This window comes from Sporosarcina sp. USHLN248 (assembly GCF_037144575.1).
GTDB classification, from domain to species: Bacteria; Bacillota; Bacilli; order Bacillales_A; family Planococcaceae; genus Sporosarcina; species Sporosarcina contaminans.
This window is the reverse complement of record NZ_JBBCZC010000042.1, coordinates 14,938-28,734: the sequence shown is the minus strand read 5'-3', so window position 1 is coordinate 28,734 and position 13,797 is coordinate 14,938. Positions and strand designations below refer to the sequence as shown.

15 protein-coding genes are annotated in these 13,797 nt (G+C 41.8%); 10 read left to right on the top strand and 5 right to left on the bottom strand.

The window, feature by feature from the left end; translation table 11 throughout:
* Positions 1-221: 221 nt before the first annotated feature.
* From rnjA to def, 3 genes are all read right to left on the bottom strand, one after another.
* Positions 222-1,889 (bottom strand): ribonuclease J1, encoded by a 1,668-nt coding sequence (rnjA, locus tag WFH04_RS15065; RefSeq protein WP_336824878.1) that lies wholly within the window; start codon positions 1,887-1,889, stop codon positions 222-224.
* A 5-nt stretch (positions 1,890-1,894) separates the two neighbouring features.
* Positions 1,895-2,104 (bottom strand): DNA-dependent RNA polymerase subunit epsilon, encoded by a 210-nt coding sequence (locus WFH04_RS15060; RefSeq protein WP_336824877.1) that lies wholly within the window; start codon positions 2,102-2,104, stop codon positions 1,895-1,897.
* Positions 2,105-2,358: 254 nt separating this feature from the next.
* Positions 2,359-2,919: a peptide deformylase gene (gene def, locus WFH04_RS15055; protein ID WP_336824876.1), complete on the bottom strand. Its 561-nt coding sequence runs from the start codon at positions 2,917-2,919 to the stop codon at positions 2,359-2,361.
* A gap of 146 nt (positions 2,920-3,065) precedes the next feature.
* On the opposite strand from def, the gene WFH04_RS15050 reads away from it, so the two are divergent.
* The 8 genes from WFH04_RS15050 (at position 3,066) to WFH04_RS15015 (ending at position 11,297) form a co-directional block, all read left to right on the top strand.
* Positions 3,066-3,698, top strand: a complete 633-nt coding sequence (locus tag WFH04_RS15050) for a YkyA family protein (RefSeq protein ID WP_336824879.1) — start codon at positions 3,066-3,068, stop codon at positions 3,696-3,698.
* Positions 3,699-3,956: 258 nt separating this feature from the next.
* Positions 3,957-5,072, top strand: a complete 1,116-nt coding sequence (gene pdhA / locus WFH04_RS15045; protein WP_336824875.1) for a pyruvate dehydrogenase (acetyl-transferring) E1 component subunit alpha — start codon at positions 3,957-3,959, stop codon at positions 5,070-5,072.
* A gap of 3 nt (positions 5,073-5,075) precedes the next feature.
* On the top strand, positions 5,076-6,053 hold the full coding sequence (locus WFH04_RS15040; protein ID WP_336824874.1) for an alpha-ketoacid dehydrogenase subunit beta: 978 nt from the start codon (positions 5,076-5,078) through the stop codon (positions 6,051-6,053).
* A gap of 183 nt (positions 6,054-6,236) precedes the next feature.
* On the top strand, positions 6,237-7,565 hold the full coding sequence (locus WFH04_RS15035) for a dihydrolipoamide acetyltransferase family protein (protein WP_336824873.1): 1,329 nt from the start codon (positions 6,237-6,239) through the stop codon (positions 7,563-7,565).
* A 4-nt stretch (positions 7,566-7,569) separates the two neighbouring features.
* Positions 7,570-8,982: a dihydrolipoyl dehydrogenase gene (gene lpdA, locus WFH04_RS15030; protein ID WP_336824872.1), complete on the top strand. Its 1,413-nt coding sequence runs from the start codon at positions 7,570-7,572 to the stop codon at positions 8,980-8,982.
* A gap of 190 nt (positions 8,983-9,172) precedes the next feature.
* On the top strand, positions 9,173-10,018 hold the full coding sequence (locus tag WFH04_RS15025; RefSeq protein ID WP_336824871.1) for a polysaccharide deacetylase family protein: 846 nt from the start codon (positions 9,173-9,175) through the stop codon (positions 10,016-10,018).
* A 20-nt stretch (positions 10,019-10,038) separates the two neighbouring features.
* Complete coding sequence (locus WFH04_RS15020) at positions 10,039-11,001, top strand: NAD(P)H-dependent flavin oxidoreductase (RefSeq protein WP_336824870.1); 963 nt, start codon at positions 10,039-10,041, stop codon at positions 10,999-11,001.
* Positions 11,002-11,021: 20 nt separating this feature from the next.
* A complete protein-coding gene (locus WFH04_RS15015; protein WP_336824869.1) occupies positions 11,022-11,297 on the top strand; it encodes a UPF0223 family protein in 276 nt (91 codons plus the stop codon).
* Positions 11,298-11,482: 185 nt separating this feature from the next.
* On the opposite strand, the gene WFH04_RS15010 is transcribed toward WFH04_RS15015, so the two are convergent.
* Positions 11,483-12,112, bottom strand: a complete 630-nt coding sequence (locus WFH04_RS15010; RefSeq protein ID WP_336824868.1) for a YktB family protein — start codon at positions 12,110-12,112, stop codon at positions 11,483-11,485.
* Positions 12,113-12,271: 159 nt separating this feature from the next.
* Here WFH04_RS15010 and WFH04_RS15005 point away from each other — a divergent pair, with 159 nt between their 5' ends.
* Both WFH04_RS15005 and WFH04_RS15000 read left to right on the top strand, forming a co-directional pair.
* A complete protein-coding gene (locus WFH04_RS15005) occupies positions 12,272-12,469 on the top strand; it encodes a hypothetical protein (RefSeq protein ID WP_336824867.1) in 198 nt (65 codons plus the stop codon).
* 232 nt (positions 12,470-12,701) lie between these two features.
* Positions 12,702-13,493: an inositol monophosphatase family protein gene (locus WFH04_RS15000; RefSeq protein ID WP_336824866.1), complete on the top strand. Its 792-nt coding sequence runs from the start codon at positions 12,702-12,704 to the stop codon at positions 13,491-13,493.
* Between the two features lie 61 nt (positions 13,494-13,554).
* Here the strand turns inward: WFH04_RS15000 and WFH04_RS14995 are convergent, their stop codons facing one another.
* On the bottom strand, positions 13,555-13,740 hold the full coding sequence (locus WFH04_RS14995) for a YlaF family protein (protein WP_336824865.1): 186 nt from the start codon (positions 13,738-13,740) through the stop codon (positions 13,555-13,557).
* Positions 13,741-13,797: the final 57 nt, after the last annotated feature.

Below are 13,797 nucleotides of genomic sequence, written 5' to 3'. Positions count from 1 at the left end.
CCCTTCGGGTCACTTCAGAAAAGAGTCCAAGGCAAAAGGCGCCTTAGACTCTTTTCTTCCAGTGCCTGTCAGGGCTAACCGCCCCTCTCCGCTTTTGTTATCATCCAGACTCCGAACGCCAGCCTCTCGGGTCGTTTCGGACTTGAAGCATAAGGCAAAAAGCGCCTTATGTTCAAGTCCTCCAACGCCTGTCGAGGCTAAGCGGCGTTCTCCGCTTTTGTTCAAACTTCCATTACTACTGGTAATACCATTGGTCTTCTTTTTGTTTGGTCGTATAAGAAAGGCGAGAGGATATCGATAATATCGCTTTTTAATGATCCGGAATCTCCGGTTTCTGCCGAAAGTCTCCGTTGGAGCTCTTTCGAAAGAAGTTGTTGCGCTTCGTTGATCATCATGCCTGATTCTCTCATGTAAACGAAACCTCTTGAAATGAGGTCTGGACCAGAAACGACCTTGTTCCGCTTTTTATCGACAGTGGCGACGACAATAACTAATCCATCTTCAGAAAGGATTTTACGATCTCTTAAAACGACGCTGCCAATATCTCCGATTCCGCTTCCGTCGATATACACATCTCCTGATGGGATTCTGCCAGCAATGCGGGCCGAGTCTTCCGTTAATGCTAAAACATCACCATTGCTCATAATGAATGTATTGTCCGACTCAACATCACAATCGATAGCGAGTTCCTTATGCATTTTCAACATGCGGTACTCACCATGGATCGGCATAAAATATTTTGGTTTAATAAGGCGTAGCATCAGTTTTTGCTCTTCTTGGGATCCATGACCTGACGTATGGATATTGTTCAATGCGCCGTGAATGACTTCCGCACCAGCACGGAAAAGGGCATTGATCGTCTTATTGACACTAAGCGTATTCCCAGGAATTGGCGAAGAAGAGAAGATCACTGTGTCACCAGGCTGGATTTGCACTTGCCTATGCGTGCCATTCGCAATTCTCGATAAAGCTGCCATCGGTTCACCTTGGCTTCCTGTACAAAGGATCATCACTTCGTTGGCCGGCAGTCGGTTCAACGTTTGAGCGTCGACGAACAGCTCTTTCGGTGCATTAATATATCCTAATTCACGTCCGATCGTAATTGCATTGTCCATGCTGCGGCCAAATACAGCGATTTTTCTCCCATAATTTTCAGCCGCTTCTATCACTTGCTGAAGACGGTGAATATTGGAAGCGAAAGTGGCAAAAATAATGCGCCCATCGACTTTGCGGAAAATATCATTCAAGCTTTCCCCAACTTTACGCTCTGACATTGTAAAATTCGGAATTTCCGCATTCGTGCTGTCTGATAATAGGCAAAGAACGCCATCGCTTCCTACTTTAGCCATCTTTGCAAGATTGGCAGGTTCTCCAACAGGTGTGAAGTCGAATTTGAAGTCACCTGTATGGACGATATTGCCTGAAGGCGTTTTGACAACGACTCCAAAAGCATCAGGAATACTATGCGTTGTTCGGAAGAAAGAAACGGATGTTTTTCGGAACTTAATGAGATCGTCTTCTTTGATTTCAATCATTTTCGTCGTTCTAAGCAGTCCGTGTTCATCTAATTTGTTGCGCAACAGGCCTAAAGCCAATTTTCCTCCATATACGGGCATGTTCACTTTTCTCAAAAGATAAGGGATGCCGCCGATATGGTCTTCATGGCCATGTGTGATGAATAAACCTTTAATCTTGTCTGCGTTTCGTTCCAAATACGTGTAATCTGGAATGACATAGTCAATTCCTAAAAGGTCATCTTCCGGAAATTTAATACCTGCATCGATGACAATGATTTCATCTTGAAATTGAACGCAATACGTGTTTTTTCCGATTTCGCCAAGTCCGCCTAAAGCGAAAACCGCTGTTTCATTGTTCTTAATAAGCTTCATAATGATTAGTCCTGCACTAATTCAAACTGGGCAGAGGATTTTTCGTATTCTAAATGCTCTCCCTCAAGCACTTGAATTAGTTCAATGTTATAATTGCGGTTTTTCAGTTTTTCGCGGACAGATTTTTCAGAATCAGCTTCAATGTACAAGCTCTTTGTCGTTTCGCGAACAGGTACTTGATTTGGATTCTCCTGATAATAAACTTTGTAAATCATGTTTTGGTCTCCTTTTTCGTTCGTTTAAATCTTTCTCTTAATATTATCACGGCAGTTGCTTAAAATAAAGAAAAGCCCACCAAATCAGAAGGTGGGCTGTAATTAACCACTGAATTATGCAATCGTCTTTTTACCGAGTATGCCATTGAGCCGTCTCAACAATTTACGTTTTAGGCGCTTATACATGGGCATATCACTCCTTAAAGACATTGTACCGCTTTTTAATATTTCTGTCAAGTTGGATATGTTATCGCCTAATTCCGATCATAAGGAGTCGAATTAGGAATTTCCTTGTAAGGCGCTTTCGGATCGATATGATCAAAAAACATGATGCCATTTAAATGGTCCAATTCATGCTGAAAAGCGATAGCAGGCAAGCCCTTTAATCTCTTCTTATATTCATTTCCATCTTCATCGAATGCCTTTATGGTGATTCTTGCATAACGGGGAACATAGCCATCGACATCTCTGTCAACGGATAAGCACCCTTCACCGGATGATAAATATGTTTTTTCGACAGAATGACTGATGATTTTTGGATTGATAGCAATCAAGCTGAGTGGCTCTTTACCTTCTTCTTCATCAATATGGAGAGCGAAGATTCTTTTTGACACAGCGACTTGTGGTGCAGCTAATCCAATTCCCGGACGCAAACCATATTGCAGACATACTTCGTCATTTTGACTGTTTTTCAAGTATTCGAGTAAATCGTGTGCAAGTTGTTTTTCTTCTGTCGATAAAGGGAAAGTTACTTCTTCCGCAACTTTTCGAAGCATAGGATGGCCTTCACGGACAATATCTTTCATTAAAATCATAAAAATGTACTTCCTTTCAATTTCCTTCTGTACATATAGTATAGTCGAATACGAAAATGTGATAAAGGATTTTACCGCAAACTTGAATTGAAGTATTGAGAAGGTTATAGTTTTAGTCAGATTGGAGGTTTATAGATTTGAATAAAATGATGATTGGATTAATAGCCGCAGGCGTTTTAACATTATCCGGCTGCAGTATGGGTGCTTCAATAGAGAAGCAATTATCAGATACACTTATAAAAATGAATGATTCAGAAGCTGAATATGAAAAAAATCAAACGACCTTGAGCGATTTGGAAAAAACAGAACAGAAACTGTTTGGAGAAACGATGGAATTGACGAAAGAAGACGTGGACGAACTTAGCAAAAATGTACAGGAGCTTACTACATCCACACAAGATCGACTTAAGCATCTTGAAAGTGAAGAGGCTTCAATGGATGAAGCGAAGAAGTATATTAATCAATTGAACAAAACTGCTGACGATGCTGGTGAGGAGATCAAAGAAAAAATCTTAGAGTTAAGCACTGCCGCAACCGAACGGTATGATCTTCACGCATCCTTTACGGAACAATATAGAAAATTAACTTCCATCCAACAGGAATTTTATGAGCTTTTAGAGAAGAAAGATGTTGAATTGGCGACACTACAAAGTAAAGCAGATGAAATCAATGAACAAAACACTGTCGTGCAATCTACGATAGAACAGTTCAACGCTAAGACAAAAGAAGTCAATAACTTGAAAGATGCACTTTTTTCAAGTTTAGAAGCAGATGAATAAAGGGAAAGAATAAGTGGAGGCTTATAAACGCTCCACTTTTTTATATAGTTAAACGACATTCTATTATAATACAGAGATTATATTGTAGTAGTACAGAATCTTATTTCAGTATAATTATGAAAAATTATCCGTGCTGTAATGTCAGTAGTTTCAATGATTGACCAAACAAATCCGATTCAGTATACTAAAAAAGAAAGGTAATTGTATTACTCAATCATTTGATTAAACATAATACAGATGTAAAGGAGAGTTGCCTAAATGGCTGCCAAAAAAGACAAGCAGTTCGATCCTGTGGAAACGCTTCATTCGATTGAAGAGAAGTTTGAAATGTTCCAGATCTTGAACGAAGAAGGTGAAATCGTCAACGAAGGTGCGGATCCGAAACTGTCCGATGAAGAGTTGGTAGAGTTAATGTCCCGTATGGTCTATACAAGAATTTTGGACCAACGTTCTATTTCATTAAATAGACAAGGGCGTCTTGGCTTCTACGCACCAACAGCAGGGCAGGAAGCATCCCAATTAGCATCCCATTTCGCATTGGAAAAAGAAGATTTCATCTTGCCGGGGTACCGTGATGTTCCGCAAATCGTATTCCATGGTTTACCGTTACATATGGCTTTCCTTTGGTCTCGCGGACATTATGAAGGAAGTGCCTTCCCGGAAGGCTTAAATATTCTATTTCCACAAATTATCATCGGAGCGCAATACATCCAAGCGGCTGGCGTTGCGTTAGGATTCCAAAAACGTGGCAAGAAAGCTGTTGCAATGACTTATACAGGTGATGGTGGAACTTCACAAGGAGATTTCTATGAAGGAATCAACTTTGCAGGCGCATACCGTGCACCGGCAATTTTTGTTGTCCAAAACAACCAATATGCAATCTCCACACCTCGTGAATTGCAGACTGCAGCTAAAACATTAGCGCAAAAAGGTGTTGCAGCTGGCATTCCAAGCATTCTTGTCGATGGAATGGATGCTCTTGCAGTATATGCAGCAACTCGTGATGCTAGGGAACGCGCAATTAATGGTGGAGGTCCAACGTTGATCGAGACAATGTGTTACCGCTATGGTCCGCATACAATGGCTGGAGACGATCCAACGAGATACCGTACATCTGATACGGATAACGAATGGGAAAAACGCGATCCGCTTATCCGCTTCCGCAAATACCTTGAGGGTAAAGGTTTGTGGAATGAAGAGAAAGAAAATGAAGTAATTGAGCGTGCGAAGGAAGAAATTAAAGAGGCGATCAAAAAAGCCGATGCAGCACCGAAGCAAAAAGTAACTGATTTCATGAAAATAATGTACAAAGGCGATATGCCTTATAATTTGAAAGAGCAATTCGAACTGTATACAGAGAAGGAGTCGAAGTAACCGATGGCACAAATGACGATGATTCAAGCGATTACCGATGCAATGCGCACGGAGCTTAAAAATGATGAAAACGTCCTCGTCTTCGGTGAAGACGTTGGCGTTAACGGCGGGGTATTCCGCGCAACTGAAGGTTTGCAAAAAGAGTTTGGCGAAGACCGTGTATTTGATACACCGCTTGCTGAATCGGGCATCGGTGGACTGGCGGTCGGTTTGACGCTAACAGGTTTCCGACCGGTAATGGAAATCCAGTTCTTCGGGTTTTTATATGAAGTGATGGACTCTGTCAGCGGTCAATTGGCGCGCCAATCATTCCGGACAGGCGGAAAATTCAATGCACCTGTTACAATCCGCTCCCCATTCGGTGGCGGCGTTGCGACACCAGAGATGCACGCAGACAGCTTCGAAGGATTAGTTGCTGCTCAGCCAGGGTTGACTGTCGTAATTCCATCTACGCCATATGACGCAAAAGGGCTTTTGATCTCAGCGATCCGCGATGAAAACCCAGTTGTGTTTTTGGAGCATATGAAGCTTTATCGTTCATTTAGACAAGAGGTTCCTGAAGAGGAATATACAATTCCTTTAGGGAAAGCGGATGTGAAGCGTGAAGGTAATGACCTTTCAATTTTCACATATGGAGCGATGGTTCATGAGAGTTTAAAAGCTGCAGAGGCGCTTGAAAAAGAAGGGTACTCTGTTGAAGTGGTTGACTTGCGTACTGTTCAACCGTTAGATATCGAAACAATTATCGCTTCGGTTGAGAAAACGAATCGTGCGATCGTAGTCCAAGAAGCTCAAAAACAAGCTGGAATTGCTGCGAACGTTGTATCGGAAATTACTGAGCGTGCAATTTTAAGCTTGGAAGCTCCAGTATTGCGTGTAACTGCACCGGATACTGTCTATCCGTTTGCCCAAGGCGAAAACACTTGGTTGCCAAACGCGAACGACATAATCGACACGGCTAAAAAAGTACTTACATTCTAAGGATTTATTTTAAAATTGCCAAATGATTATGGGAGCAATTTCCGTTAAAGGAGCATTAAACGTTTGCGTTTGGAACAATATCAATTGCTTTAATAAGTGTTGCGTAACACAATTCAACGCTCGCTAAACCAAACGTTTAGTTCCAAATATTTAGGGCTACGAAAATAAGAAAGGGTGAATCTTGTGGCATTCGAATTCCGTTTACCAGATATCGGGGAAGGAATTCATGAAGGTGAAATCGTTAAATGGTTTGTTGCGAAAGGCGATAAAATCAATGAAGACGATACACTTCTTGAAGTCCAAAACGATAAGGCTGTAGTAGAAATACCTTCTCCTGTTTCGGGTACAGTAGAAGAAATTTTAGTTCAAGAAGGAACAGTGGCAGTTGTAGGGGATGTGCTGATCCGTTTCGACGCTCCAGGCTATGAAAATGAAAGTAGCGGCGAAGAGAAAACTGAGGCACAAGTACAATCTACTGCTGAGTCCGGTCAAAAGATCGACAAGGAAGAGTTGCAAAAAGAACAACAGGAAGAGAAAACTGTACAAAATGTTGCGGCTGACGAGAAACCTTCACGTCGTGTCATTGCGATGCCTTCTGTCCGTAAGTTTGCAAGAGAAAATGATGTGGACATTAAGCAAGTAAGCGGTACGGGGAAAAATGGCCGAGTGCTTAAAGAAGATATTGAAGCTTTCATGAATGGCGGCCAAGCGGCCATCGCGCAAGGTGCAGAGTCAGAAGCTGCCGATACGAAAGCTTCAGAACAGCAATCCGCTCCTGCAAAAGCAGCTCCAGTCGTATTGGAGGGGGATTTCCCGGAAACGAGAGAAAAAATGTCCGGCATCCGCAAAGCGATTGCAAAAGCGATGGTCAATTCGAAACATACAGCGCCTCATGTTACATTGCTGGATGAAATCGATGTTACCGAGCTGGTTGCACATCGTAAGAAATTCAAGGAGATTGCGGCTGAAAAAGATATTAAGCTGACCTATTTACCGTATGTCGTAAAAGCATTAGTATCTACTTTGCGTGAATTCCCGCAATTGAATACGACGCTTGATGATGAAAAAGAAGAAATTATCCAGAAGCATTATTACAATATTGGTATTGCAGCAGACACGGATCGTGGTCTTTTAGTTCCTGTCATTAAGCATGCAGACCGTAAATCGGTATTTGCGATTTCTGAGGAAATCAACCAGTTGGCAACGAAAGCACGGGATGGCAAATTGTCGCCTGCTGAGATGAAAGGTGCTTCATGCTCAATTACGAATATCGGTTCTGCTGGAGGACAATGGTTCACTCCAATTATTAATCATCCTGAAGTAGCAATTTTAGGTATTGGCCGCATTTCTGAAAAACCTATTGTAAAAAATGGTGAAATTGTAGCTGCACCTATGTTAGCATTATCATTGGTATTCGATCACCGTGTAATTGATGGGGCGACAGGCCAACAAGCCTTAAACCATATTAAGAAATTGCTCGGTAATCCAGAACTTTTATTAATGGAGGCGTAGGCAAATGGTAGTAGGAGATTTTCCAATCGAAGTAGATACGCTCGTAGTCGGATCTGGCCCAGGAGGATACGTAGCAGCGATTCGTGCGGCTCAATTAGGCCAGAAAGTGACAATCGTTGAGAAGGAAAATTTGGGTGGAGTATGTTTGAATGTCGGATGTATTCCTTCAAAAGCATTGATTTCGGTCGGTCACCGTTACGCATCCGCTAAAGATTCCGATGATATGGGAATTAGCGCATCAGATGTCAAACTTGATTTCACAAAAGCGCAAGCGTTTAAAGATAGCGTTGTGAAAAAATTGACAGGCGGCGTCGAAGGGCTTCTAAAAGGCAATAAAGTTGATATTGTCAAAGGTGAAGCATATTTTGTAGACAGCAACACAGCTAAAGTAATGGATGAAAAATCATCCCAAACTTACAAATTTAAAAACGCGATCATTGCAACTGGATCTCGTCCGGTGGAAATTCCATCCTTCAAATATTCAAAACGCGTTATTAACTCTACTGGCGCATTGAATCTTGAAGAAGTGCCAGGTCATCTTGTCGTAATCGGCGGAGGATATATCGGAACTGAGTTAGGTTCTGCATATGCGAACCTCGGTTCAAAAGTGACGATCATTGAAGGTGCTGACGATATTCTTGCTGGCTTTGAAAAGCAAATGACACAAATCGTCAAAAAAGGCTTGAAGAAAAAAGGCGTAGAAGTCGTTGTGAAAGCATCTGCAAAAGGTGTTGAAGAATCTGACAGTGGCGTAGTTGTCACATATGAAGCGAAGGGCGAAGAGCAAAAAGTTGAAGCTGATTATGTTCTTGTAACAGTTGGCCGTCGTCCGAATACAGATGAAATCGGTCTTGCAGAAATGGGCATTAAAATGTCTGATCGTGGTCTGATTGAAGTTGACAAACAATGCCGTACAAGCGTTTCGAACATTTATGCAATCGGTGACATTGTTGCTGGCCCTCAATTAGCTCACAAAGCTTCTTATGAAGGTAAAGTGGCAGCTGAAGCCATTTCAGGTGAAAAATCTGAAGTTGACTACTTGGCAATTCCGGCAGTTTGCTTCACAGACCCAGAACTTGCTACAGTTGGGCTTAATGAACAACAAGCAAAAGATGAAGGCTATGAAGTGACTGTAGGTAAATTCCCATTCGCAGCAAATGGCCGTGCGCTTGCGCTTAATGCAACTGATGGTTTCGTGAAGTTGGTAGCTCGCAAGGAAGACGGTCTTCTATTAGGAGCGCAAATTGTTGGTGAAAATGCATCTGATATGATCGCTGAGCTTGGACTTGCAATTGAAGCAGGCATGACGCTTGAAGATATTGCAATGACAATCCATGCGCATCCAACTTTAGGCGAAATTTCTATGGAAGCAGCAGAAGTTGCTTTAGGCAAACCGATTCATATGATTACAAAATAATACAAACAGACGCCTGTGAAGAATTGATCTTCGCAGGCGTTTTTTATTCCATAGATTTAATAGCACTCTATTTGAAGCACTAAACAATCGCGTGTTAGGATAGAACTATTCAACATTTCTTAAGCGGGCATCTCCAATATTTTAATAGTTTTGTGCCGCAATGAGAGAGAATGGCAAAAGGAGTGTTTGTATGTTTGGGAGAATGGGATATATGTCGGTCTTTGCTTTATTTTTATTGACTGCTTGTCAAAATGAGCCAGTATTAGAGAATGAACAACCGGATGCGATGGAACAGCAGTCAGTAAGTGAAGAAGATGACAGTGGAATGGCTGAAAAAGTCGTTGACAGTGAAGAGATATCGGAGGAGGCTGAAGATGAAGAGTCTATAGCCAAAATAGAGCCTCAATATGAATTAAATCCGGAAACGTACTCGATTGTTCCGATTGGCGATGCTAATCCGAAAGTCGTTTTGCTAACAATTGATGATGCACCCGACAAAAGAGCGCTCGATATGGCGAAGACATTAAAGGAATTAGACGCGCCGGCAATCTTCTTCGTTAATGGACATTTCATTACGACAGAAGAAAAAGAAACAGCATTGAAAGAGATTTATGAGATGGGCTTCATGATTGGGAACCATACAAAAACGCATGCTAATTTAAAAAGTTTGTCTGAAGAGGAACAGAGGGAAGAAATATTATTCGTCAATGACAAAGTAGAAGAGATTACAGGTGAAAGGCCGCACTTTTTCAGAGCACCGTTCGGAGTGAATACAGATTTCAGCAGAGAGTTGGCGAAGGCAGAAGGTATGCAGCTGATGAACTGGTCATATGGATACGATTTTGAAAAAGAATATATGACGAAAGATAAAATTGCAGACATTATGGTGAATACAGAATTACTTCGAGATGGTGCCAATTTGCTTATGCATGATCGTGAATGGACTGCAGATGCCCTTGATGAGATTGTGACAGGGCTAAGGGAGAAAGGCTATGAGCTGGTCGATCCGCATTTCATTAAAGGCTTTGACGAATAAAATCGACAGGGGGAATTAGGATGAAGTGGAAAACGAGAGTGACCGAGTTGTTAGGTATTGAATTGCCGATCATCCAAGGGGGCTTGGCGTATCTTGCTTACGCTGACTTATGTGCAGCTGTTTCGAATGCTGGCGGTTTAGGGCAAATTACTGCTATGAGTTTGCCTTCGACAGATGCGTTGCGCACTGAAATTAGAAAAGTGAAGGAGATGACGTCCAAACCGTTTGGTGTCAATTTTGCGATTGGGCAACACGGACGGCCGTTTGAGCATATGGTTGAAGTAGCGCTTGAAGAAGGTGTCCCAGTCGTCTCGGTGACTGGCGGGAATCCGGCACCTTTTTTTGAATTGATGAAAGGTTCAAATGTGAAAAAGCTCGTCCTTGTCGCCGCTAAAAAACAGGCGTTGAAGGCGGAATCTTTAGGTGCTGATGCAGTTATGGTCGTTGGGCAGGAAGGAGGCGGCCATTTAGGACGGGATGATATTGGCACAATGGTTTTAGTCCCGCAAGTTGTTGATGCGCTTCGAATACCTGTGATCGCTTCCGGTGGTATCGGGGACGGTAGAGGATGGATGGCAGCACATGCGTTGGGCGCCGAAGGAATAGAAATGGGAACAAGGTTCATTGCAACGAAAGAATGTGTACATGCTTCCGAAGCCTATAAAGAAGCATTGATAAGGTCCGATGAAACGAGTACGGTGGTCATTAAACGATCTTTAGGCGCTCCTGCAAGAGCTTTGTCAAATGAATGGACGGATAAAATCTTACAGATGGAAAAAAATAATGCTACGTATGAAGATTTGAAGGATTTTATAAGTGGTGAAGCAAATCGCAGATTCATCTACAACGGCGATGAAAATGAAGGTTTTGGCTGGGCAGGTCAAGTGGCGGCGATGATCAAAGGGGTTCCTTCGGTAAACGAGTTGTTCGCTCAAATGGTGAATGAAGCGGAGCAGATTCGAAAAAGATGGCAATCATTATAAGGACGAAAGGCGGATTATGAATGGATTACAGTTATCCTTTACGACCTGATTGGTCAACCGAAGAAATTATCGATGCAGTAGCATTTTTTCAAGCTGTGGAGAAGGCGTATGAATCGACAATAAAAAGAGAGGAATTCATGTCCGCTTACAGGTTGTTTAAAACGATCGTTCCTTCAATGGCAGAAGAAAAAACTTTATTCAAGGAATTTGAAGAAGTGAGCGGTTTGAACTCCTATCAAGTCGTTAAAAAAGCGAAAGCAGGAATCGATGGAGAACTGCTTGATATGTCACGTTGAAAAGTAGAAATGAATAAAAGAAAGAAGAGGCGAATTCCTGTTTTGGGAAATCGCCTTCTTTTTTGATTTTTACGTTAGTAGAAAGCGGTCCGTTTCAATGTAAAACGAGCGAAATGGAAATTTATTTCTGCGCCGCTTTTCTTAGAGAATGCGTGAATTCAAGCGATTTATGCGTTTTGTGATGCTTAAGAACGGCCAATCATGACATCATAAATAGGGAACAGCTCATCGATCGTTGATTCGCAAAGTGTCATAAATTCTTTTTCGCTTAATTGATATGCAGCTTCTGGCTGTACATGTTTCCCGATAACGAGTTCAGCTTTTTTGACAGTTAGAAGGCGCTCCAAAAGCTTCTCAATCCCCTCTTTGCTAATTTCCTTAATATTCATCGCGTCAGGTTTCATATGATCTCCATTTATGACAAAGTCTTTAGGCAATGATTGAATCAATTTACTGTTTTGCAGAAGCCTTTCAGCAATTCCTTTTTTATCTGGATTTTCATAAATAACAGCTAAAACGATAAACAGATGGGTGCCCCATAAGCCAACTTGGAAATGAGGCAATGCCTTATATCCTCTTTTAGCCGGTGCGAAGGCGACCCAACTGTCCTTCGGCGGATTGACCGTACGTCTGGCATGCCTTGCGATATGAGGGTAAAATTCACCCGTTCCGTGGGATGATAAGTAAGTTGATAAATGATCTCCGATGAGTTTGAACTTCGGCTGGATTTTATTTTGAAGAGCCTCCATTCTATGTTCTAAACCATCGATTGAAAAGACATCAAAATCGTCTTTTGTCCAAAATTGGTACGACATCTTATTACCTCCGTTTAATTATTCCACGTTTATCGTAACAGAAAATGGGGAACAATCTTATACAAGAAGGCTTATAACTAACAAAAGCGACGAGGCCGGCATACGCTAAGAGTAAGAATACGTTGGACGGAAGCTAATTACAAAAAGGGGTGTTAATCCATGAAACAAGTTGTCCATATCATTCGTAAAGCTGAGATTGAAAAGGAATATGTGAAGCTGCTGCATTTAGAATTGGATTATGAATTAGCTACGCTTCATGATGCAGTCCAAGAAAAAGATGAAAAGCAAATTGAAAAAAGCAAGCTTAGACTCACTGAAATCCATAGTGAGCTGGAGACGTTTAATGCGTTTGCTTAATGGAAGCCTGTTGAGCCGGAGAAAGGTGCCTTCACGAATTCTTCTGAAATGGAGGAAACGTGAATGACACCTTTTTTATTTACCCATAGGCGGGAATTTGTAAACAGGTTGGCCATTGATTGATTGTGCTATAATGGATTGGCCGCGAAACGGATATAGTTGAAGCGGCCATTATACATATGCACAATTCAAATTACGGATGAATTTTACCGTTACAATAAGGGGGATGGCAATGAATTGGGGAATGATTGACCGGTATGCAAAGTCATTGATCCGGGAAGCAGGCCATAAAATTAGAGTATCATTTTTCAATACGATCGATATTGAATCAAAAGCGGATGCCAATGATCTTGTTACGAATATCGACAGAGGGATCGAGCAGTTTTTCATAAAAAGGATTCGGAAAGACTTTCCCGACCATAAAATTTTTGGCGAGGAAGGGTTCGGAGATCAAATTGATTCACTTGATGGCATCATATGGATGCTTGATCCGATTGACGGGACGATGAACTTCATTCACCAAAAACGGAATTTCGCCATTTCATTAGGCATTTATATGGATGGGATGGGCATCTTAGGATATATATATGATGTGATGAACGATGATTTTTATCATGCTATGAAGGGCGAAGGTGCATATTACAACGATGAGCGGCTTCCTGCATTGGAAAGCACACCTTTGGAATTAGCAATCATTGGTGTGAACGCAAGCTGGGTAGCGCCGAATCGGCGTATTGAAAATGAACCGATTGCGAAAATGGTACAAGCTTGTCGAGGAACACGCTCTTACGGTTCGGCGGCGATTGAATTGGCATATGTTGCTTCGGGGAGAATCGACGCGTATATGTCATTGCGTCTATCGCCATGGGATATTGCTGGAGGCATGGTCATTGCACAGGAAGTTGGAGCGATTGCGACGAATATGAAAGGTGAAAAACCGCATTTATTGGGACAAGATACATTCATTGTCGCAAAGCCGAAGTTGCATGATGAATTGCTGACAAATTATATTCAATTAAAATAAAATGAAAAAGGGACTGGAATGATCGTAAAGATTCCAGTCCCTTTATATGAAAGAAGTAGCATTAAAGCAATCCTTCTTCGCGCATTTTCTTTTTTGTTTTGAAGCCGTTCCCCATGACGAAGAATAGGGCTAAAATAGAGATGGCGGCAACAGGAATGCTGCGCATGCCGACACCGACACCAATTCCGCACATTGCAGCTACTGCAGCGAGAGAATAAATGACGAAAACCCATTTAATGTTTTTCAATTGAATTAACCTCCGCCTAAAGTAAATGTTTTTTAATCTATGTCCTATGTGCTATAA